Consider the following 21,701-nt stretch of genomic DNA (forward strand, 5'->3'; position numbering starts at 1 on the left):
TTCCTCGCCAGGAAAGATCGCTCGGCAGTTGTCGACAGAGACGGGTATGCAAAGGAAAGCCTATGCGGCGACGGCCGTGATGAAACACTCGCCCGGAGTGATCTGGCTTCCCCCGCCCGTCGCGCCGCTACGCTCTGTCCCCGTGGCCGAGATCGCGCCGGGCGCCGTGCCGAGCCCCAACATCTGGAACTCCCCCCAGGTCTACGAACTGGAGAACCGCGCCGTCGACCCCGACGGAGTGCTGGCCGCCGCGATGCGCGCGATCCGGCCGTGGCAGGGCGCCGACGTCCTCGACCTCGGCTGCGGCACCGGCTACCACCTGCCGTTCTTCGCCGCGGACGCGCAGCGGGTGATCGGCGTCGAACCGCACGCGGGCCTCGCCGAGGCGGCCGCGCGCCGCACCCGGAACCTGGGCAACGTGACCGTCCGCGTCGGCGCCGCCCAGTCGCTGCCGCTCGCGGACGCGTCGGTCGACGTCGTCCACGCCCGGTGGGCGTACTTCTTCGGCCCGGGATGCGAGCCGGGGCTGCTCGAACTGAACCGGGTCGTCCGGCGCGGCGGCGCGGTCTTCGTCATCGACAACGACGCGACCCGCTCCACGTTCGGCCGCTGGTTCCAGCGCAGCCTCCCGAAGTACGATCCCGCCGAGGTCGAGCGGTTCTGGACGCGGCACGGCTTCACCCGCGAACCCCTGATGATCCGGTGGTCGTTCCAGAAGAGGGACGACTTCGCCGCGGTGCTCCGCATCGAGTTCCCGCCCGATCTGGCCGAGGCCTGCCTGCGCGAACACGACGAGCTTGAGGTGGACTATGCCGTCAATTTGTGGTGGCGTTGCCTCTGAGTTACTGACGAGTCGGAGGGACGGACCATGGCCCGCGCCGCCAAGACGAGCCTAGTGACCTCTGGGGCGACGCCCGCCAAGGCCCGCGGCAGGACGCTCCTGAACATCCTCGCCGTCACCGCCCTCGCCTCGGCCGGGGCGGGCGCCGGCGTGGTCGCCCAGCGGCGCGCCATGCGCCGCCTGCAACTGCGGCCGGACCCCTTCGCCGGCGAGCCGTTCGGCTCCCTGCGCGGCCGTCCCGTCCCCGTCCGCGCCGACGACGGGACGCGCCTGTACGCCGAGATCGACGGCGCGGACCGCACCGACCTCGCCGTCGTCTTCTCCCACGGCTGGACGCTCACCCAGGACTCCTGGCACTTCCAGCGCAAGGCCCTGCGCGGCCTCGGCCGCCTCGTCTTCTGGGACCACCGCGGCCACGGCCGCTCCGACGGCGGCGCCCGCGACGGCTACGCCGTCCCCCGCCTTTCCCGCGACCTCGCCGCCGTCATCGACGCGACCGTCCCCGCCGGCACGCCGATCGTCCTCGTCGGCCACTCCATGGGCGGCATGACCATCCTGCGGTACGCCGACGAGAACGCCGGCCTGCTCGGCCGCAGGATCCTCGCGACCGGGCTGCTCTGCACGTCGTCCGGGGGCCTCAGCGAGGTCACGCTCGGCATGCCCGCGCTGATCGCGCGCACCACCCACCGCCTCCTCCCCCGCGCGCTCGGCGCGCTCGGCGCGGGCTCCGGCGCCGTCGAGAAGGTCCGCCACCTCGGCCGCGACGCCGCCACCCTCGTCGAGGACCTCGTCGCCTTCGGCCCCGACGCCAGCCCCGCCGCCGTGGCGTTCGCCGAGCAGATGATGACCGAGACCCGCATGGACGCCTTCGCCGACTTCTTCCGCTCCATGCTGACCACCGATCTGATCAGCGACTGCGCGTCCCTCCGCGGCGCCGACTCCCTCGTCATCGGCGCCGAGCACGACCGCCTCACCCCGGTCGAGCACAGCCTCAAGATCGCGTCCTGCGTCCCGTCCGCGCGCCTGGAGGTCGTCCCCGGCGCCGGCCACATGGCCATGCTCGAACGCCCGAGCATCGTCTCCGACCACCTGGGCGACCTGATCGAAAGAGCCCGCAAAGAAGCCTGACCCCGAACCCGACCCGCGCCGGGGCCGGCACTGTCGTGGGCAGGCTCTACGCTTCCGCGCATGGCGAAGGCTAAGACCGCGAAGGCGGCCTACCGGTGCTCGGAGTGCGGGTGGCAGACGTCGAAGTGGGTGGGGCGCTGCGGGGAGTGCCAGACGTGGGGGACGGTCGCCGAGGCGGCGTCGGCGACGCCCGCGCGGGTGGTGTCGGCGGGGCCGGTCAGCGCGCCGGCGCGCCCGATCGGGAAGGTGGACGTCCGGTCGGCGCAGACGCGGCCGACGGGCCTGGACGAGCTCGACCGGGTGCTCGGCGGCGGCATCGTGCCCGGCGCGGTCCTGCTGCTGGCGGGCGAGCCCGGGATCGGGAAGTCGACGCTGCTGCTGGAGGTCGCCGCGCTGGCGTCGACGGCGGGCGGGGGCGAGCCGGCGAAGAACGTCCTGTACGTGACGGGTGAGGAGTCGGCCGAGCAGGTGCGGCTGCGCGCCGACCGGGTCGGGGCGATCACCGACGACCTGTACCTGGCGGCGGAGACGGAGCTGTCCGCGATCCTGGGGCATATCGACGCCGTGGAGCCGGCGCTGCTGGTGGTCGACTCGATCCAGACGATCGGGACGTCCGAGGCCGACGGCGCGCCCGGCGGTGTCACGCAGGTCCGCGAGGTCGCGGCCAACCTGATCAGGGTGGCGAAGGAGCGCGGCATCACGGTCGTGCTGGTCGGGCACGTCACCAAGGAGGGCGCGATCGCCGGGCCGCGGCTCCTGGAGCACCTGGTCGACGTCGTCCTGTACTTCGAGGGCGACCGGCACTCCCGCCTCCGCATGATCCGCGCGGTGAAGAACCGGTACGGGCCGACGGACGAGCTGGGCTGCTTCGACCTGTCGGAGGTCGGCATCGTGGGCCTGCCCGATCCGAGCGGCCTGTTCCTCACCCGCCGCGAGGAGCCCGTCCCGGGGACGTGCGTGACCGTGACCCTGGAGGGGCGGCGGCCGCTGGTGGCGGAGGTGCAGTCGCTCGTCGCGAAGTCGCACCTGCCGGCGCCGCGGCGCGCCACGTCCGGGCTGGACACCTCCCGCGTGGCGATGGTCCTCGCGGTCCTCGCGCAGCGGTGCAAGATCTCCATGCACGAGCAGGACGTGTACGTCTCGACGGTCGGCGGCGTGCGGCTCACCGAGACGTCGGTCGACCTGGCGCTCGCCCTGGCGGTCGCCGGGTCCACGGTCGAGCAGTCGCTGTCGGGCAGCCTGATCGCGGTCGGCGAGGTCGGCCTCGCCGGGGAGGTGCGCGTCGTGCCGGGCGTGCAGCGGCGGCTCGGCGAGGCGGCGCGGCTCGGGTTCAAGCACGCCGTCGTCCCGCGCGGGTCGCTCGACCTCGCGGACGGGCCGCTGAAACGCGCGGATCCCCAGCTCACCAGCTACGAGGGCATGAAGGTGATGGAGGTGGACAGCCTGCAGCAGGCGCTCCAGGTGGCGTTTACGGCGCCCTGACGGAAGTCACGCCAGAGTATTACTGCACACAACACACGCTTGCGACCTGGGGAGGAACCGGGACGCGGCCCGCCTCGGTAAACTGACGCCGTCCAGCGACCTCCGGGGGTCAGGTGCCATCACACGACAAGGGTCATGACGAACGACGCCGCGCCACGTTGGCCGCGGTGGCTCCGGGCACCCAGATCCGCGACGGACTCGAACGGATCCTGCGGGGCCACACCGGCGGCCTGATCGTGCTCGGCTACGACAAGACGGTCGAGGAACTGTGCTCGGGCGGCTTCGAGCTCGACGTCCAGTTCTCCGCCACGCGGCTGCGCGAGCTCGCGAAGATGGACGGCGCGATCGTCCTCGACGACAGCCACAGCCGCATCGTGCGCGCCGCCGTCCACCTCGTGCCCGACTCGACCATCCCCACCGAGGAGTCCGGCACCCGCCACCGCACCGCGGAGCGGGTCGCCCGCCAGACCGTCTACCCGGTCATCTCGGTGAGCCAGTCGATGCACATCATCGCGCTGTACCTCGACGGCATCCGCTACGTGCTGGAGGACTCGGCGGCGATCCTGTCCAAGGCGAACCAGGCCCTGGCGACGCTCGAACGGTACAAGCTGCGGCTGGACGAGGTGTCCGGCACGCTCTCCGCGCTGGAGATCGAGGATCTCGTCACCGTGCGGGACGTCAGCGCCGTCGTGCAGCGGCTGGAGATGGTGCGCCGCATCGCCGACGAGATCGAGGGCTACGTCGTCGAGCTCGGCACCGACGGCCGGCTGCTCTCGCTCCAGCTCGACGAGCTGGTCTCCGGCGTGGACGCCGACCGCGAGCTGATCGTCCGCGACTACCCGTCCGACGACACCCGGGCCCGCGGGGTCGACGCCATCCTGTCCGCGCTGGACACGCTGTCGGCGACGGAGCTGCTCGACCTGTCCACGGTGGCCGAGGTGATGGGCTTCGCCGGCCCCGACGCGCTCGACCTGCCCGTCAGCCCGAAGGGTTTCCGCCTTCTCGCGAAGGTGCCGCGCCTGCCGAGCATGGTCGTCGAGCGTCTCGTCGAGCACTTCGGCGGCCTGCAGAAGCTCCTCGCCGCGAGCATCGACGATCTCCAGGCGGTCGGCGGGGTGGGCGAGTCCCGCGCCCGCAGCGTCCGCGAGGGCCTGTCACGCCTGGCCGAATCGTCGATCCTGGAACGCTACGTCTGAGTTTGCTTTTTCTCCTCCTTCGGGCCTGGCGGCCCTCCATCGTCGAGAAAAGCGGGCGATCGCGCATCGCTCCGGCTCGGCCCAGCGACTCACTTCGCGACCTTGTGGCAGGGGTGGGCGGTCAGGGGTCAGCGGAGGCGGAAGATCTGTTTCTTGGCGTCCGTGCCCTTCAGGGCGGCCACGTAGGTGCCGGGGCGGGCCGGGGTGGCGCCCTTGCAGCCGCGTCCACGGTTCCAGGTGACGTTGTCGACGTACGGGACACCGCGCTGAAGGACCTTCTTGGGCGCCTCACCGTGGCGGCATCTGGCGGAGGACCAGATCTTGTCCGTGCCGGACGTGATGCGGACGTCCAGGGAGCCGGTGTCGAACGTGCACGCGCCCTTGCCCGCGTTGACGACCGTGATGCGGAACTCGGGCCGCCGCGGGGTCGCGAACGTGTCCCCGGCGGCCGACATGGTGACCACGAGGTCGTCGTCGTCGCAGGGGCCGCCGTCGGCCGGGGTGGGCGTGGTGGTCGTGGTGACGGTCACCGTCGGCATCGCGCTCGGCGGCGGCGGAGGGCTCGCGCTCGCCATCGCCCCCGCCTGCTGGACGGGCTCGCCCTCACCGGTGCCGCCGGAGCACGCCCAGGCCAGCAGGCCGACGGCGCCGAGAATGCCGGCCAGGGCCACCGCGCGGCGCCGCCAGTATTGATCGGGCCCGGATCCGCCCCGGTCACGTTCAGTGTTCGCCCCCATGCGGTCAGTATGCAATCAGCGCTGGGGAAAGAGGGGACGACCCGCCGCGTGCCACAATGGCGGCGCACATGAACCTGAACTCCGTGTACACCGCTCCGATCCTCGACTGGTACGAGGCGAATGCCCGGGACCTCCCGTGGCGGGCGCCGGACGCGACACCGTGGGGCGTCCTCGTCAGCGAGATCATGCTCCAGCAGACGCCGGTGTCCCGCGTCCTTCCGGTGTGGGAGGCCTGGATGGCGCGCTGGCCGGACCCCGCCGCGCTGGCAGCGGAACCGTCCGGGGAGGCCGTCCGGGCCTGGGGGCGGCTCGGCTACCCGCGCCGCGCCCTGCGCCTCCACGAGAGCGCCCGCGCGATCACCGAACGGCACGGCGGCAAGGTGCCGTCGTCGCACGCGGACCTGCTGGCGCTGCCCGGGATCGGCGCCTACACGGCCGCGGCGGTCGCCAGCTTCGCGTTCGGGCAGCGGCACGCCGTCCTCGACACCAACGTCCGGCGCGTCCTGGCCCGCCTCCTGGCGGGCGACGAGTACCCGCCGAAGTCGCAGACGAGAGCCGAGGTCGAGCTGGCCGAGGGCCTGCTGCCGGCCGCCCCGGCCACCGCCGCCCGCTGGGCCGTCGCCGTGATGGAGCTGGGCGCGCTGGTCTGCACGGCCCGCACGCCCCGCTGCGTCGACTGCCCGGTGCTCGATCGCTGCGCCTGGCAGCGCGCGGGCCGCCCCGCCTACTCCGGGCCGCCGCGCCGCGGGCAGACCTACGCCGGCACCGACCGCCAGTGCCGCGGCCGCATCCTCGCCGTCCTCCGCGACGCCGAAGGCCCGGTGGCGAAACCGGCCCTCGACGCCGTGTGGGCAGACGACGTCCAGCGGGAACGAGCCCTGGACGCCCTGATAGCGGACGGCCTGGTGGACCCTCTCGACGACGGCCGCTACGCCCTCCCCGGCTGAGTCACGGCACAGGAATGCCGGCCTTCCGGGCCTGGAGTTCGGAGCGGACGAGTTCGAGGAGCCGCCCGACCCAGTTGCGGCCCGTCGCCCCGTGGGTGCCCCAGTGCTCAGAGCCGGTCCCGCCGTGGGCGAGCGGCGAATCCCCCGTACCGAGCAGAATCTCCGCCAGGTCGGGGTGCTGGTCGTACTTGGCGCGCAGAAGTCCTGCCATGACGGCCGTGCGGGCCTGTGCCCAGTTCTCGACGCGCGGCGCCTCTTCCGCCATCTTCTTCGCGTCGTAGGGGCGCTCGGCCAAGCGGATCCGCTCCCGTACCTCAGGCTCGGACGTGGACAGAGCCCAATAGGCGTGCTTCACCGATGGATAGACGACGTTTCCGACCTCGATCTGGGACGGGTAATCGTTCTGCAGAGCATCGATTCCCGCGTCCTCGGGCCAGCCCTTCGGAAACATTCGACCACCGAAGTGGATCGTTCCGCCCACGGGTTCCGTCGGATCATCTGCGGGGCGCTTCGATTCATACTTCGCGCGCTCACTATCCTGGTCGGCGAAGTACTGAAACGCCCATTCACGCATGGCTTCGGTGACGACTTCGTCCCCGAACCAACCGCCAATCGGAGGCTCGCCGATATCTGTACATAGGAAGACGAGCGGACGATCCTTGTGGTCCATGTCACCCAGGGCATAGCGGCGCTTGTGCTCGGGAATCACCAGGTAGGCGTCCCGGAGCGCACGGCGGTCGTCCTCGTCCCGCGTCTCCAGGTACCGGTCCAGCACCGCCAGGCAGCGGTCTGTGGAGTCGGGGCGCCCGTTCAACTCCTCGATGTCGTCGGCCACCTCGCCCAGCAGCATTTCCGGAGTGAGACCGAACATCGGCTCCGCGGCCTTCCAGCGGCCCAGCTCGAACGCGCTGATCTCACCGCCCTCGGGCACTTCGGTGACCACCCAGCCGCATTCGAGCTTCTCCCGCAGACCGTCCAGATCCACCCATTCCCAACAGTGAATGGCCCCATCCGCGTACACGAGCAGATTCGTGAGGTGGTATGAGAAGTTGTGAATAAAGATGGGTCGAGCAACGCCATCGATGCGCCGCCCGTCCTCAACGCGATGGATACGGTTAAGCACAGCGCTCAAGCACTCCTCACAGGGTCACCAGCCGCTCAGGGCCACGCTTGGCGGCCAGGCGGGTGCTCACCAGCCGAATCATGGCCGCGGCGCCCCGCTCGGTCAACGTGAAATTGGTTGGCCGACCCAGCCGGCGGACACGTACCGTACGGGCGTGCGCGATCTGCTGACTCTGCCCAAGGCCCACCTGCACGTCCATCTGGAAAGCACCGTGCGCTGGTCGACGCTCCGCGAGATCGGCAAGGCCAACCAGGTGCAGGTGCCCGACGAGGCGGGCACGTTCGGGGATTTCGCCTCCTTCTTCGCGCAGAACGACCTCGTCCGCGCCTGCCTCCGGCGGCCCGCCGACTTCCGGCGGGTCGCCTACGAGTTCTGCGAGGACGAGGCCGCCGAAGGCACCCGCTACGCCGAGGTCTCCTTCACGGCCGCCGGGCACGGTGAGCGCCTCGGCGACCTCCACATGCCCCTCACGGCCGTCCTGGAAGGCCTGGAGGCGGGCCGGGAGGCCTTCGGGATCGAGTGCCGCCTCATCCTCGACCACTCCCGCCGCCGCTCCGTGGAGCGCGCCTGGCGGACCTTCGACCTGGCCCGCCGCCACGACCGCGTGGTCGCCGTCGGCCTCGCCGGCGACGAGGCCCACCCCGCGGACCCGTTCACCGAGGTCTTCGCCGCCGCCCGCGACGCCGGACTCCACGTCGTCCACCACGCGGGCGAGGGCGCGGGCCCCGCCAGCATCCGGGAGGCGCTCGGCCCCGGCCGCACCGAAAGGCTGGGCCACGGCATCCGCGTCCTGGACGACCCGGACCTCGTGGCCGAGGTGCGGGAGCGCCGCATCCCGCTCGAGGTGTGCCCGTCCTCCAACGTCGCCCTCGGCTTCGCCCCGACCCTCGAAGCCCACCCGCTGCCCCGCCTCCGCGAAGCGGGCCTGGTCGTCACCCTCAACACCGACATCCCGGCGCTGATCGGCACCCCGCTCACCGCCGAGTACACGCGGGTCCGCGACGCCTTCGGCTACGACGACGCGATCCTCGCCGAGCTGGCCCACGCGGCCGCCGGCGCCTCCTTCGCCCCGCCATCGACCAAGACCCGCCTCCACACGGAGATCGACGCCTGGCTGGCCACCGCCGCCTGACACGCCCTTGGCCGCCGAGGCGGTGTGGTCAGAGCCCGGTCAGGGGGCCGGTGCGGATCTCGCGGAGGAAGGGGTCGGTGTCGTCCCGCCACTGCTGCGGCGTGCGGACCACCGGATGGACCGGGAGGCCCAGCCGGGCGGCCGCCTCCTGGGCGGCGTCGAAGGCGAGGTCGGGGCCGATCTCGCCGATCGCCAGAACCTCGACGTCGCCGGGCGGGGCGCCGGGGACGCCGTCGTGGCGTTCCGCCCACGCGCCGAACAGATAGATCTCGCGGACCGACGGCAGACGTCCGAACTCCTCCGCCACCACCGCGGCGGGACCGAAGGTCAGCATCAGGAGGCGGGCGAGCGGCTCGTACAGCGGGCTGCTCGTGTCACGCGCCACCACCCGTCCGGCCATGGTGCGGCGCAGTACGAGGAGGCCCGCCCGCGCCAGCCTCTCCGCCTCGCGCATCACGGACGCGAGGTCGGTACGGAGCATCACCGCCAGGTCGAGCATGGAGACCTCGCGCGCGGGCCCCAGCAGCAGCCGTGCGAGCAACTCGCCCTGCAGCCGCGACCGGAAGATGGGGAACTGCTCTGGTGCGCGCGCCCGCACATCCCGCCGGTACGCGTCCGCCACCCGCGCCTCGCTCGCCGGCACGCGCGCCTTCCGCCGCCGGAACTCCGCCGCCGCCCCGACCACACTCGATCGCATGTTCGAATACTATGCCTCGCCTCCGACATCTCACCGGACCGACTGAGATGCCCCAAGACGACGAAGAGGCCCGCGGCGGAGCGCCGCGGGCCTCTTTGCGGGACGTCAGTCCTTGTTGAAGTTGACCGCGCCCTCGATGGGGGGCGGGCTGTCCGGGACGGTCGACGGCTTCGGCACGCCCTTGAAGGTGAACTTGGCGTTCTCCGCCGAGTCCTTGTTCTCGGGGTCGAAGCCCTCGGTGCCCACGATCACGATCTGGCCGGGCTTGAGCTCGTTGTACAGGATCTTCTCGGACAGGCTGTCCTCGATCTCCCGCTGGATCGTGCGGCGCAGCGGCCGGGCGCCGAGGACCGGGTCGTAGCCCCGCAGGGCCAGCAGGTCCTTGGCCTCCTGCCGCAGCTCGATGCCCATGTCGCGGTCGCGCAGGCGCTCGTCCACCTTGGCGATCATCAGGTCGACGATCTGGATGATCTCCTTCGGAGTGAGCTGGTGGAACACCACCGTGTCGTCGACGCGGTTCAGGAACTCGGGGCGGAAGTGCTGCTTGAGCTCCTCCGACACCTTCGCCTTCATCCGCTCGTACGAGCCCTGCTCGTCGTTCTGGCGGGCGAAGCCCATCGAGACGCCCTTGGAGATGTCCTTGGACCCCAGGTTCGTCGTCATGATGATGACGGTGTTCTTGAAGTCCACGACGCGGCCCTGCGCGTCGGTGAGGCGGCCGTCCTCCAGGATCTGCAGCAGCGAGTTGAAGATGTCCTGGTGGGCCTTCTCGATCTCGTCGAACAGGACGACCGAGAACGGCTTGCGGCGCACCTTCTCGGTGAGCTGGCCGCCCTCCTCGTACCCGACGTAGCCGGGCGGGGAGCCGAACAGCCGCGAGACGGTGTGCTTCTCCATGAACTCGGACATGTCGAGCTGGATCAGCGCGTCCTCGTCACCGAAGAGGAACTCGGCGAGCGTCTTGGACAGCTCCGTCTTACCGACGCCGGACGGGCCGGCGAAGATGAACGAGCCGCCGGGACGCTTCGGGTCCTTCAGGCCGGCGCGGGTACGCCGGATCGACTGGGAGAGCGCCTTGATGGCGTCCTCCTGGCCGATGACGCGCTTGTGAAGCTCGTCCTCCATGCGCAGCAGCCGGGTCGACTCCTCCTCGGTCAGCTTGAAGACCGGGATGCCGGTGGCGGTGGCGAGGACCTCGGCGATCAGCTCGTCGGTGACCTCGGCGACGACGTCCATGTCGCCGGCCTTCCACTCCTTCTCCCGCTGCGCCTTCTGGCCGAGCAGCTGCTTCTCGGAGTCGCGCAGCGCCGCGGCCTTCTCGAAGTCCTGCGCGTCGATCGCGGACTCCTTGTCGCGCCGGACGTCGGCGATCTTCTCGTCGTACTCGCGCAGGTCCGGCGGCGCGGTCATGCGGCGGATGCGCATCCGCGAGCCGGCCTCGTCGATCAGGTCGATCGCCTTGTCCGGCAGGAACCGGTCGCTGATGTAGCGGTCGGCGAGCTGCGCGGCGGCGACGAGCGCGCTATCGGTGATCGACACGCGGTGGTGCGCCTCGTAGCGGTCCCGCAGGCCCTTGAGGATCTCGATCGTGTGGGACAGCGACGGCTCGGCGACCTGGATCGGCTGGAAGCGGCGCTCCAGCGCGGCGTCCTTCTCCAGGTGCTTGCGGTACTCGTCCAGCGTGGTCGCGCCGATGGTCTGCAGCTCGCCGCGCGCCAGCATCGGCTTGAGGATGGACGCGGCGTCGATCGCGCCCTCGGCGGCGCCCGCGCCGACGAGCGTGTGCAGCTCGTCGATGAACAGGATGATGTCGCCGCGGGTGCGGATCTCCTTGAGGACCTTCTTCAGCCGCTCTTCGAAGTCGCCCCGGTACCGGGAGCCGGCGACCAGCGCGCCGAGGTCGAGGGTGTAGAGCTGCTTGTCCTTCAGCGTCTCGGGCACCTCGCCCTTGACGATCTTCTGCGCGAGGCCCTCGACGACGGCGGTCTTGCCGACGCCGGGCTCGCCCACGAGGACGGGGTTGTTCTTGGTGCGGCGGGACAGCACCTGCATGACCCGCTCGATCTCCTTGTCCCGCCCGATGACCGGGTCGAGCTTGCCCTCCCGCGCGGCCTGCGTCAGGTTGCGGCCGAACTGGTCGAGCACGAGGGAGGTGGACGGAGCCGACTCCGAGGGGCCACCGGAGGCGGCCGGCTCCTTGCCCTGGTAGCCGTGCAGCAACTGGATGACCTGCTGGCGGACCCGGTTCAGGTCGGCGCCGAGCTTCACCAGCACCTGGGCGGCGACGCCTTCACCCTCGCGGATCAGCCCGAGCAGGATGTGCTCGGTACCGATGTAGTTGTGGCCGAGCTGCAACGCCTCGCGCAGCGACAGCTCAAGGACCTTCTTGGCACGCGGAGTGAACGGGATGTGGCCCGACGGCGCCTGCTGGCCCTGGCCGATGATCTCCTCGACCTGCTGGCGGACAGCCTCGAGGCTGATCCCCAGGCTCTCCAAGGCCTTGGCAGCGACGCCCTCACCCTCGTGGATCAGACCCAGGAGGATGTGCTCGGTGCCGATGTAGTTGTGGTTGAGCATCCTGGCCTCTTCCTGAGCCAGGACGACAACGCGCCGCGCGCGGTCGGTGAACCTCTCGAACATCTCGTCGCTCCTCACAGAGCGGTTGGGCAGAGTCCGGAACGTCCGGAACTGTCCTTCCGCATGCTAGCCCGCCCCGAGGAGGCCGCCCGGTGCACTCCCACCAGGAGACGTTCCCCAGCTATGCGCTGTTCAGTCTCATCCAACTACCGCATCGGTGCGTCATGTTCCCGCTACGCCCCAAGCGAACGGGGGCTTTTCGCAGGTAGGTCTAGGCGCGGGCCGAGAGTGCCGAATGGGGGTGGAGTTTCCACCCGCGCGGCCTGTGTACCTCACCGGGGGCGCACCGAACCGCACGCGCGCTACGCCACAAGCGAACGGCCCGTCTCACGATCGGAGACGGGCCGCGGAGGACGGGCGGGTCAGTTGGCCGCCTCGTACTGCTCGATCACGTGGGCGGGGATCCGGCCGCGCTCATTCACCTTGATGCCATTGTTCTTGGCCCAGGCACGGATCTCCGCACTGCGCTCCCGGCTGGACGCGCCCCGCTGCCGGCGGCGGCGCGACGGCGTGCCCGCCTTACGGGACTTCTCGACGAACGGCTGCAGCGATTCCCGCAGCTTCGTCGCGTTGGCGCCGCTGAGGTCGATCTCGTAGGAGGCGCCGTCGATCGAGAACGCTACGGTCTCGTCCGCCTCGCCACCGTCGAGGTCGTCGACGAGAAGCACCTGAACCTTCTGTGCCATGGGGACAGACCTTTCGGCTGGAGCAAACTTCAATCGGTTGACAAAGATATACCGAGAACTTCGCCGATGACAATTCCAACACTCAAGATGAACCGGCGCGGACGCGAAGTCGCCCTACCGGCCATGAACCGGCACTGACGGGGAAGTCGCCTTGCCATGCACCGGCCGTAATCAGGCTCGTCGTTTCCGGTGCGGACCGGACGGCGGGCGGGCACGCACCGGCCGGCCCGGCGCCATGAATTCCCGGCGCGGGCGGGCCGGACCGAGGTTTTGGGACGTGACCCGCGTCACGGCCCACCGCGCTGACCTGCGGGGTCGTTCGCAGATTGGCTCGGGTTTGGGGACGGCGCCGCCGCTGTTGCCGTTTAACCCCGCCGTAACCGCACTAAGCCCGCCGTCCGGTGGTAATGCGCCGGTGGCGCGCCGTGGCTGATCAGGCTCTGACCGGCCGATGTGGAGGGATAACGAGGAACGGCCCGTCGTCGAAATCTGTTGCCATGTCGTGGTCGGAGGAAGTTGCGGGCCCGGGATCCGCCGCCCGGAACCCGCCCGCCATGGTTCATCTGAAATCGGGAGATCAAGGCACAATCCCACCGCCCGTCCCACTTCTTGGACCGGGCGCCAAGACCCGCCGGCGCCGCGTCCCGGCTCCGCTCCCCTCGCGGCGGGCATGTCGCGCGAAAGGTCCGTTCAGAGTGAGACGGCGTCCCAACCGAAGTAAGTCCACTACCGCCTAACAACCGACGCCTAGGGCGTTCCCGCAACGGCGCGCGCGGGCAACTTCCAAACGGAGGGAGCGTCCGGGGACGAGACACATCCCACTCCGATTCGGGTCCGTAACCGGAACGAGCCCGCGGGACGGCCGGGAAGATCTTCCAGGCGCTTCGGAGAGGCCGTCAGAAGGCCGGGGAATCGGAGTCCGGCCGTTTCACCACGACCGTCCCGGCGAGCCTGTCATGGACGGCCTGGCGGCGCGTGCCTTCGAACAGCATCCCCGCGTTCCCGACCCAGAAGATGCTCGCGAGCAGACCGAGAACGGGAATCGGGCGCAGCGCGATCGGCAGCGAATAGACCGCGGCCCGGGCAACGGCATGCAGAACGTCCAAGCGCGCGCCGGCGGGAGCGCGCTTCCCGGACGCGCCGCGTTCTCCGGCCGGGCCTTCGCCTCCCGACGAGGCCGCCGTGGGCACGAATCCGGGCACGGACGCGGGAATCAAGGGCACGGGGCCGGGCTCCGCGTCCCCCGCACCCCCTGGCGACGGCTGATCGGCCTCCTGGCGCGTCGCGGCGACGACCTCGATGCCCGCGACGCGCTTGCCGAGCGTCCGCCCCCACAGGGCGAGCTGGACGGCCTCGTACACCAGCATGCATCCGGCGAGGACGGGCGGAGCGACGACGTCCACCGCGGGGCCGGAGACGAACGCGCGCACGACGAGGATCACGGGGACGCCGACGACGAGCGTGTCGACGACACGTGCCAGGAGGCGCTGGCCTGGCTCGGCGAGCGGGACCGCCATCGCGGTCCTACTCCGCGTACTCGGAGTACTCGTCGTACGCGACCCGCTCATCGATGACGAGCGTGCCGGCGAAGCGGTCGTGCAGTGACTGGTGCAGGGGCTGGTCCCAGATCGCCCACAGGTAGGCCATCAGCGCACCCGCCCAGACCAGCACCATCCCGTATGCGGCGTAGTCCCACACCATCACCGCCAACACGAGGAAGAAGAAGACGCCGAGCTGGTAGCCGATGTGGGTGATGCCGGCCCGCCAGATCGCCTGCGTCGTCGTCAGGGGGCTACCTGCCGGACGCGCCTGGACGATTCCCAGCCCCAGGACCCGCTTTCCTAGCGTCCGTCCCCACATGGACAGTTGGACGGCCTCGTAGATGAACGGGAGCAGGGACAGGACGCAGAACAGGGTGAAGATGATGGGCCAGTTCCACACACCCCCCTCGTCCTCGGTTTTGCTGCCTGGCTTGCCCAGGCCGAAAGCACCGATCGTCACCGGAAGGACGAGCGCGAAGCCGAACACCGCGACGAGCGCGTTGTCCATGATCCGTGCGCCCGCGCGCCGGTAGATGGGGGCCAGTACCGGATCGCCACCGCCATGGGCGCCGTACTCGTCGTAGGGGGCCTCGTAAGTCTGGTCCCACTGCTGCTGAGGCTGCTGCCACTGCTGTTGCTGGGGCTGTTGCCACTGCTGCTGGGGTTGCTGCCTCTGCTGGGCCTGATACGGGGGCGGGGGGCCGTACGAACCCTGGCCCTGCTGGGGCCGGTAAGGCCGCCCGCGGTGAGGGGAATCGCTCATTTGGGTCAGTCCTCCAGGCGAAGCAACATCCGGGTGTTGCCCAACGTATTCGGCTTGACCCGGTCGAGGTCCAAGAACTCTGCCACGCCATCGTCGTAGGAGCGGAGAAGTTCTTCGTACACCTCCGGCGCAACCGGAGTCCCCAGTATCTGCTCGAAGCCGTGGCGGGCAAAGAAGTCCACCTCGAAGGTAAGGCAGAACACCCTCCGGACGCCGAGTTCTCTGGCGGTCTGGAGAAGGCGCGTCACGATCCGGTGCCCGATTCCGCGCCCGCCGTATCCCTTGTCCACGGCGACCGAGCGGACCTCCGCCAGGTCCTCCCACATCACGTGCAGGGCGCCGCAGCCGATGATGCGGCCCGGCGCCCCGTGCTGGACGTCCTCGGCGACCCAGAACTCCTGTACGTCCTCGTACAGCTTGACGGTCGTCTTCTTCAGCAGGCGGCGCCCCGATCCGGCGTACAGATCGACCAGCCTGCGGATTTCCTGGACGTCGGCGGTGCGGGCCCGCCGGATCACGACTTCCACAAGCAAGCGAGATTATCCAACGCCGGCGCCCGGCCGCCGACCACGGGTGCCGAACCGGTGGTTCCCCCGCCCGCCATCGCGACGACCTGGGATTTCGCATGTTCCGGTTGGCATCCAATGCGGGTTCCGTTAGTGTCCATCGCTGACATCGGCCGACCGCAGAACGGAGGCCGAACCGCCGAGTCCGCGGGCCGCACCCAGCGCCCCGGGGAGCCGGGGACCCACTTTCGGAGCGTTCGGGGGATCGCCCCTGGGCTGACGCCGTCAGGGGTGAATCCGCAGCGCACGGCAGATGCCGGCGTGCTCGCGGAGGGGCTGCTCCGGTCCCAACCCGTCAGCTAACCCGGTAGGCGGATGAGGAGAGGAGAATTCGTGCAGCGATCGCGGTCTGCTTCCCTTTCGCGATTTCGCGGCCGCGCGGCCGTCGTGGCCGGCGCGCTCATCGCCGTCTCGGCCGCTCCGCACGCGATCACCCCGCAGAGGATCGCCGTCGCCCACGCCGACCCCGAGCCGTCCACCAAGGAGCTCCGGGCCAAGGCGCTCAAGCTCGCCGACCAGCTGGAGCAGCTGACCGAGCAGTACAACGGGCTGAGGGTCAAGCTCTCCCAGTCGCAGCGCGCGGCCAAGGTCGCCAAGGAGAACGCCGAGCGGCAGGAGAAGTCGCTGGAGGAGCTCCGGCAGAAGGTCGGCGCCCTCGCCGCGACGAGCTACATGCAGGGCGGCTCCGACCCCACGGTCTCCTTCGTCGCCTCCCAGGACCCGCAGGCCGTCCTCGACCAGGCCGCGACCCTCCACTACTTCGCCAAGCAGGACAGCACCCAGGTGCTCGGCCTGATGCAGGCCATGCAGTCCGCCCAGCGGGCCCGCAAGTCCGCCGAGGCGCGCGCCAAGCAGGTCAAGGAGCTGCGGACGCAGCTGGAGTCGCAGCGCAAGAAGGTCACCGGGACCTACGAGAAGGTCCGCGGCAAGCTCGTCGACAAGGACCCCACCCAGCTCGCGAAGCTCCCCGTCGTCGGCACCGGCAAGGCCGCGCAGGCGCTCCGGTACGCGATGACCAAGATCGGCCGCCCCTACGTGTGGGGCGCCGCGGGCCCGAGCACCTTCGACTGCTCCGGCCTGACGATGTGGGCCTACAAGCAGGTCGGCATCAACCTGCCGCACTACACCGGCAGCCAGTGGAACGCCGGCACCCACGTGTCGCGCGGCCAGCTGCAGCCGGGCGACCTCGTGTTCTTCTACGCCGACCTGCACCACATGGGCATATACGTCGGCGGCGGCAAGATGCTGCACGCCCCCCAGACCGGGGACGTCGTCAAGATCGCCCCCATGGCGGGACGGCCCTTCGCCGGCGGTGTCCGGGTCGCCTGACCCGGTCGCGGGTCCGCACCGCCGGCGGCCCAAAACCATCGGTACCGCCATCGGCACCCGAACACCGTCCGCGGCGACGCCTCCTGCAGGGACCTACCTGCCAGGGGTCGCGGCGCCGCCGCCGCGGGGTCGGACGGGATTCGAACGTGCCGGCTGATTCCTTGATGACGCTGTGTTCCTTGATGACGCTGGTCGCCGATGCGCTCGCCGTCCCCAGACGAGCGCCAGGGGGTTCGGCTAGATGAGCTGCCTCCGGGCCGCCCACACCACGGCCTCGATAGGGGTGTTGACCTCCAGCCGGTCGCAGATCGTCCGCAACCGGCGCCGCAAGGTCCGTGCGCTCAACTCCAGCTTGCGTGCCGCCACATCGGCGGTGACACCGCTGGCGATCTGGGCGAGCAGCCGGATCTCTTCTTCGCTCAGCCCGAAATCGTCGGTGCCACGACGTGCGAGTGTGGCTGTTTCCACTCCGTCCTCCCTCGTCCGTGGTGATGACCGCGGGGATGCAGCCGTCCGCTGCACAGGCACGGGTTTCGATCTGTACGCGCGTTGGGTTGCCGGGTCCGGAGCCCTTCCGGACTTAGATCATCGGTTTCCTTTGCTGTCTCGCGAGCTTGGCCGGAGGTGGCCGCCTGGCCGATTGCGGGGGTGTACGGGGGAACTCCGGGTGACGATTCAGTCGTTGGCCTGCCGAGGGAGACGGGATGAGGTCGCCAGCCATCCGTACCCGCCCCTTCTCGTCGAAGTCACCGGATCTCCTGCTGAACGAAGATCGTGAATCGTTTCAAGCTACGCTTCGGCTCGGAACGCTAGGCGGCCGGATCCGGCCCGTCAAGCGTTCAACGATGGCGGGATGTGCACGATTCGCCACGGTCCGTGACCGTGCATTCTGCGCGACGCCGTGAAAAACTCCACTACCTGGGAAAACTTCCACGGAGCGGGACGAGGAGCGAGTTGCCACAGACCAGTATTCGCGAAGTCGCGAGGCGGGCTGGAGTCTCAGTTGGGACCGTTTCGAATGTCCTAAACCGGCCAGACCTCGTGGCCGAAGCTACCCGTGACCGTGTTCGCGCGGCGATCGAGGAGCTCGGATTCGTCCGGAACGAGTCCGCGCGGCGGCTCCGCCGCGGCCCCGAGCGGACCGCGGGCGAGTTCCACGACCAGCCGCGCCGCGCCTTCGGCATCGTCGTCGAGGACCTCACCAACCCGTACGCGACCGACGTCGCGCGCGGCGCCGAGGCCGCGCTCAACGCGGCCGGCCACGACGCCCTCTGGCTGTCCAGCGACCATTCCGCCGCCAAGGAGCGCCGGTCGCTGGACCTCCTGGTCGAGCAGCGCGCCGCGGGCGTCCTGATCATCCCGGTCGGGATGGGGTCGGGGGACATCTCCCGGCTGCGGGCGACCGGCATGAGCGTGGTGCTCATCGACCGCGCGTCGTCCGACACCTGCTCCGCCCAGGTCGACCATGTCGCCGGCGGTGAGATCGCCGCCGCGTACCTGCTCGGCATAGGCCGCGAGCGCATCGCGTTCGTGACCGGCGTCCCGGAGCCGCAGCCCTGCGTCGAGCGCCGCGACGGCGCGGCCCGAACGATCGTCGAGGCGGGTCTGGGGCGGCCGCGAACGCTGGTCCAGGACGCCCTCAGCCCGACCGAGGGGCAGGCGGCGGCGCACCAGATCATGGCGATGTCCCCGCGGCCCGACGGCGTGTTCTGCGCCAACGACCTGCTGGCCATCGGGCTGATCAACGAGCTGACCCGGCTCGGGGTCCGCGTCCCCGAGGACATCGCGGTGATCGGCTACGACGACATCGAGCTGGCCGCGAGCGCCGCCGTCCCGCTGACCACCGTCCGCCAGCCGCGCCGCGAGCTCGGCTGGGAGGCGGCCGAGCTGGCGATGGCCGAGGTCGGCGAGGGCGCGTCCCACCAGCACCGCCAGGTCGTCCAGCGGCCCGAACTCGTGATCCGGGAAAGCGCTTAGCGGAGTCCCCGCCGCTGCTGATTCCATTGCCCGCGTCCGAGATCGCCCGGCGGGACGAGGCGCGCGAGGAGTTCGCCGCGTACTTCCGGGACCTGGCCGCCAGGCGCCGGGCCGAGCCCCGGGACGACCTCCTGAGCGCCCTTGTGAGCGTCTCTGACGGCGGAGACGCCCTTTCCGAAGAGGAACTCCTCGCAACGTGCGTCCTGCTGCTCGTGGCGGGCCATGAGACGACCGCGAACCTCATCGGGAACGGCGCCCTGGCGCTGCTCCGCGACCCCGCGCAGTTGGAGCTCTTCCGCGCGCGGCCGGGGAACGTCCAGGCGGCCGTGGAAGAGCTGCTGCGCTACGACCCGCCGGTCCAGCTCACGCGCTACACCGGGGGACGCGACACACCGAGGCACCTGTCGCTCGGGCACGGCATCCACTTCTGCCTCGGTGCGCCGCTGGCCCGCCTGGAGGGCCAGGTCGCTCTCGCGAAACTGTTCGAGCGCGACGTGGCCCTCGCCTCCGGCGATCTCGCCCACCGGGACGACCTCGTCCTGCGCGGCCTACGTGACCTGCCGGTCACTATTCGGGCTTGACCAGCGGGAACAGGATCGTCTCCCGGATCCCCTTGCCGGTGAACGCCATGATCATCCGGTCGATGCCGGCGCCCATCCCGCCGGTGGGCGGCATCGCGTACTCCAGGGCGCGCAGGAAGTCCTCGTCCAGCTGCATGGCCTCGGGGTCGCCGCCCGCGGCGAGCAGCGACTGCTCGGTGAGGCGGCGGCGCTGCTCGACGGGGTCGATCAGCTCGGAGTAGGCGGTGCCGAGCTCCGTCCCGAACCCGATGAGGTCCCACTTCTCGGTGAGGAGGGGCTCCTCGCGGTGCTGGCGGGTCAGCGGCGACGTCTCGACCGGGTAGTCCATGACGAACGTCGGCTGGACGAGGGTGTGCTCGACCAGCTCCTCGAAGATCTCCTGGACGAGCTTGCCCTGCCCCCACTTCGGGTCCCAGGAGACCTCGCGGGCGTCCGCGAGCTTGCGCACGCTCTCGATCGGCGTGTGCGGGGTGATCTCCTCGCCGAGCGCCTCCGACACCGACCCGTACAGCGTGATCCGCGGCCACTCGGGCAGCCCGAGGTCGATCTCGGTGCCGTCGTGAACGACCACCGTGGTGTCCAGCGCGGCCACGACGGCCTTCTGGTACATCCGCTGGGTCAGGTCGGCCATGTCGTTGTAGTCGAGGTACGTCCCGTAGGCCTCCAGCATCGTGAACTCCGGGTTGTGCGTGGAGTCCGCGCCCTCGTTCCGGAAGTTCCGGTTGATCTCGAAGACCTTCTCGATGCCGCCGACGACGAGCCGCTTGAGGTACAGCTCGATCGCGATGCGCAGGTAGAGGTCCATGTCGTAGGCGTTGATGTGCGTCGTGAACGGACGCGCCGCGGCGCCGCCGTGGATCGGCTGCAGCATCGGCGTCTCGACTTCCAGGTAGCCCTCGTCGTGCCAGAAGTCGCGGACGGCGCGGACGGTGGCGCTGCGGATGCGCGCCATGGTCCGCGCCTCGTCGTTGACGATCAGGTCGACGTACCGCTGCCGGACCCGGGCCTCCGGGTCGGTCAGCCCGGCGTGCTTCTCCGGCAGCGGCCGCAGGCACTTGGAGGTGATCGCGAACCGGTCCGCCATGACCGACAGCTCGCCGCGGCGGGACGTGATGATCTCGCCCTCGACGCCGACGTGGTCGCCGAGGTCGACCTCGCGCTTCCAGAAGTCGAGCTGCTCCTGCCCGACCTTGGCCAGCGACAGCATGACCTGGAGGTCGCCGGATCCGTCCCGGATGGTGGCGAAGCAGAGCTTGCCGGTGTTGCGGATCAGCATGACGCGCCCGGTGACGCCGGCCTTCTCGCCCGTCTCGGTGCCCGGCTCCAGGTCGCCGTGTTTCTCGCGGATCTCGGCGATCGTCGCCGTGCGCGGGAAGGTCACCGGGTAGGGGTCGATCCCGCTCTCGCGGAGCCGGTCGAGCTTCTCCCGGCGCACACGCATCTGCTCCGGGAGCTCGTCGAAGGTCTCGTCACTCACATCGCAAGGCTATCCAGGCCGTCCGGTGCGCCGCGAACGACTTGCGCCCGATCGGCCCGGGTGTCGCGGCGGCCGTCAGGGGGTGTTCCGCTCGTAGATGAGGCGCAGGCCGATCAGGGTGAGCCATGGCTCGAACACGTCGATGCTGCGGGACTCCTCCAGCACGAGCGGCGCGAGGCCGCCGGTGGCGATGACCGTGACCTCCTCGGGCTCCTCGGCGAGCTCCTCGGACATGCGCTCGACGATGCCGTCCACCTGCCCGGCGAAGCCGAAGATGATCCCGGACTGGAGCGCCTCGACGGTGTTCTTGGCGATCACGCTGCGCGGCCGGACCAGCTCGATCTTGTGGAGCTGCGCGCCGCGCGAGGACAGCGCGTCGATCGAGATCTCGATGCCGGGGGCGATCGCGCCGCCCACGTACTCGCCCTTGGCGGAGACGGCGTCGAACGTCGTGGCGGTGCCGAAGTCGACGACGAGCGCCGGGCCGCCGTGGGTGTGGACGGCGGCGAGCGCGTTCACGATGCGGTCGGCACCGACCTCCTTGGGGTTGTCCATCCGGACGGGGACGCCCGTCTTGACGCCGGGCTCCACGATCACCGCGGGCACGTCGCCGTAGTAGCGGCGGCACATCTCCCGCATCTCGTGCAGGACGGACGGGACCGTGGAGCACAGCGCGATGCCGCTGATGTCGGTCTCCGCCAGCAGGGGGCTCTGCTGGACGAGGCCCTGCAGGACGACCGCGATCTCGTCGGCGGTCCGCCGGGGGTCGGTGTTGATCCTCCAGTGCTCGATCACCTCGTCGCCCTCGAAGAGGCCGAGGACGGTCTGGGTGTTACCGACGTCGATGGTGAGCAGCATCCG

The 21,701-nt window shown here is 70.3% G+C and carries 20 protein-coding genes and 1 riboswitch; of the genes, 9 read left to right on the plus strand and 11 right to left on the minus strand.

From position 1 onward, the window contains the following. Positions 1 to 142: 142 nt before the first annotated feature. The 4 genes from ABGB11_RS16440 (at position 143) to disA (ending at position 4,647) form a co-directional block, all read left to right on the plus strand. Complete coding sequence (locus ABGB11_RS16440; protein WP_347633530.1) at positions 143 to 841, plus strand: class I SAM-dependent methyltransferase; 699 nt, start codon at positions 143 to 145, stop codon at positions 839 to 841. A gap of 27 nt (positions 842 to 868) precedes the next feature. Continuing rightward, positions 869 to 1,969 (plus strand): alpha/beta hydrolase, encoded by a 1,101-nt coding sequence (locus ABGB11_RS16445; protein ID WP_347633532.1) that lies wholly within the window; start codon positions 869 to 871, stop codon positions 1,967 to 1,969. 60 nt (positions 1,970 to 2,029) lie between these two features. After that, positions 2,030 to 3,451 (plus strand): DNA repair protein RadA, encoded by a 1,422-nt coding sequence (radA, locus tag ABGB11_RS16450; RefSeq protein WP_347633534.1) that lies wholly within the window; start codon positions 2,030 to 2,032, stop codon positions 3,449 to 3,451. A gap of 113 nt (positions 3,452 to 3,564) precedes the next feature. Beyond that, positions 3,565 to 4,647 carry a DNA integrity scanning diadenylate cyclase DisA gene (gene disA / locus ABGB11_RS16455; protein ID WP_024935731.1) on the plus strand — a complete coding sequence of 361 codons (1,083 nt, stop codon included), beginning with the start codon at positions 3,565 to 3,567 and terminating at the stop codon, positions 4,645 to 4,647. Between the two features lie 128 nt (positions 4,648 to 4,775). On the opposite strand, the gene ABGB11_RS16460 is transcribed toward disA, so the two are convergent. After that, the gene (locus tag ABGB11_RS16460) at positions 4,776 to 5,384 is read right to left on the minus strand and encodes a hypothetical protein (protein ID WP_347633536.1); all 609 of its coding nucleotides are present in this window, start codon (positions 5,382 to 5,384) and stop codon (positions 4,776 to 4,778) included. A gap of 68 nt (positions 5,385 to 5,452) precedes the next feature. Here ABGB11_RS16460 and ABGB11_RS16465 point away from each other — a divergent pair, with 68 nt between their 5' ends. Continuing rightward, entirely contained in the window at positions 5,453 to 6,331 is an 879-nt protein-coding gene (locus ABGB11_RS16465) for an A/G-specific adenine glycosylase (RefSeq protein WP_347633538.1), read from the plus strand. Between the two features lies 1 nt (position 6,332). Here the strand turns inward: ABGB11_RS16465 and ABGB11_RS16470 are convergent, their stop codons facing one another. Continuing rightward, positions 6,333 to 7,454: an NADAR family protein gene (locus ABGB11_RS16470; protein ID WP_347633691.1), complete on the minus strand. Its 1,122-nt coding sequence runs from the start codon at positions 7,452 to 7,454 to the stop codon at positions 6,333 to 6,335. A 154-nt stretch (positions 7,455 to 7,608) separates the two neighbouring features. Between ABGB11_RS16470 and add the strand changes: the two genes are divergently transcribed. Next, entirely contained in the window at positions 7,609 to 8,586 is a 978-nt protein-coding gene (gene add / locus ABGB11_RS16475) for an adenosine deaminase (RefSeq protein ID WP_347633540.1), read from the plus strand. A gap of 28 nt (positions 8,587 to 8,614) precedes the next feature. On the opposite strand, the gene ABGB11_RS16480 is transcribed toward add, so the two are convergent. From ABGB11_RS16480 to ABGB11_RS16505, 6 genes are all read right to left on the minus strand, one after another. Continuing rightward, positions 8,615 to 9,283, minus strand: coding sequence for a hypothetical protein (locus ABGB11_RS16480; protein ID WP_347633542.1), 669 nt, complete (start codon positions 9,281 to 9,283; stop codon positions 8,615 to 8,617). A 105-nt stretch (positions 9,284 to 9,388) separates the two neighbouring features. Beyond that, positions 9,389 to 11,923: an ATP-dependent Clp protease ATP-binding subunit gene (locus ABGB11_RS16485; protein ID WP_250373036.1), complete on the minus strand. Its 2,535-nt coding sequence runs from the start codon at positions 11,921 to 11,923 to the stop codon at positions 9,389 to 9,391. Positions 11,924 to 12,282: 359 nt separating this feature from the next. Continuing rightward, positions 12,283 to 12,606: an Lsr2 family protein gene (locus ABGB11_RS16490; protein WP_024936089.1), complete on the minus strand. Its 324-nt coding sequence runs from the start codon at positions 12,604 to 12,606 to the stop codon at positions 12,283 to 12,285. 896 nt (positions 12,607 to 13,502) lie between these two features. Beyond that, complete coding sequence (locus tag ABGB11_RS16495) at positions 13,503 to 14,123, minus strand: RDD family protein (protein WP_347633544.1); 621 nt, start codon at positions 14,121 to 14,123, stop codon at positions 13,503 to 13,505. Between the two features lie 7 nt (positions 14,124 to 14,130). Beyond that, positions 14,131 to 14,910: an RDD family protein gene (locus ABGB11_RS16500; protein ID WP_347633546.1), complete on the minus strand. Its 780-nt coding sequence runs from the start codon at positions 14,908 to 14,910 to the stop codon at positions 14,131 to 14,133. 5 nt (positions 14,911 to 14,915) lie between these two features. Further along, positions 14,916 to 15,443: an amino-acid N-acetyltransferase gene (locus ABGB11_RS16505; RefSeq protein ID WP_347633548.1), complete on the minus strand. Its 528-nt coding sequence runs from the start codon at positions 15,441 to 15,443 to the stop codon at positions 14,916 to 14,918. Between the two features lie 160 nt (positions 15,444 to 15,603). Continuing rightward, positions 15,604 to 15,806: riboswitch (cyclic di-AMP (ydaO/yuaA leader) on the plus strand. A 57-nt stretch (positions 15,807 to 15,863) separates the two neighbouring features. On the opposite strand from ABGB11_RS16505, the gene ABGB11_RS16510 reads away from it, so the two are divergent. Continuing rightward, a complete protein-coding gene (locus ABGB11_RS16510; protein WP_347633550.1) occupies positions 15,864 to 16,805 on the plus strand; it encodes an NlpC/P60 family protein in 942 nt (313 codons plus the stop codon). 237 nt (positions 16,806 to 17,042) lie between these two features. On the opposite strand, the gene ABGB11_RS16515 is transcribed toward ABGB11_RS16510, so the two are convergent. Further along, a complete protein-coding gene (locus ABGB11_RS16515) occupies positions 17,043 to 17,273 on the minus strand; it encodes a LuxR C-terminal-related transcriptional regulator (RefSeq protein WP_021591725.1) in 231 nt (76 codons plus the stop codon). A 414-nt stretch (positions 17,274 to 17,687) separates the two neighbouring features. On the opposite strand from ABGB11_RS16515, the gene ABGB11_RS16520 reads away from it, so the two are divergent. Together ABGB11_RS16520 and ABGB11_RS16525 are read left to right on the plus strand one after the other, a co-directional pair. Continuing rightward, positions 17,688 to 18,782: a LacI family DNA-binding transcriptional regulator gene (locus tag ABGB11_RS16520; RefSeq protein ID WP_347633553.1), complete on the plus strand. Its 1,095-nt coding sequence runs from the start codon at positions 17,688 to 17,690 to the stop codon at positions 18,780 to 18,782. A 14-nt stretch (positions 18,783 to 18,796) separates the two neighbouring features. Further along, positions 18,797 to 19,363 carry a cytochrome P450 gene (locus ABGB11_RS16525; protein WP_347633693.1) on the plus strand — a complete coding sequence of 189 codons (567 nt, stop codon included), beginning with the start codon at positions 18,797 to 18,799 and terminating at the stop codon, positions 19,361 to 19,363. On the opposite strand, the gene lysX is transcribed toward ABGB11_RS16525, so the two are convergent. Together lysX and ABGB11_RS16535 are read right to left on the minus strand one after the other, a co-directional pair. Continuing rightward, positions 19,350 to 20,804, minus strand: a complete 1,455-nt coding sequence (lysX, locus tag ABGB11_RS16530) for a bifunctional lysylphosphatidylglycerol synthetase/lysine--tRNA ligase LysX (RefSeq protein ID WP_347633695.1) — start codon at positions 20,802 to 20,804, stop codon at positions 19,350 to 19,352. The genes ABGB11_RS16525 and lysX overlap by 14 nt on opposite strands. Positions 20,805 to 20,915: 111 nt before the next feature. Then, positions 20,916 to 21,698: a type III pantothenate kinase gene (locus ABGB11_RS16535; protein WP_021591730.1), complete on the minus strand. Its 783-nt coding sequence runs from the start codon at positions 21,696 to 21,698 to the stop codon at positions 20,916 to 20,918. Between the last annotated feature and the right edge of the window lie 3 nt (positions 21,699 to 21,701).

The organism is Actinomadura sp. B10D3, assembly GCF_039871695.1.
Classification (GTDB): domain Bacteria; phylum Actinomycetota; class Actinomycetes; order Streptosporangiales; family Streptosporangiaceae; genus Spirillospora; species Spirillospora madurae.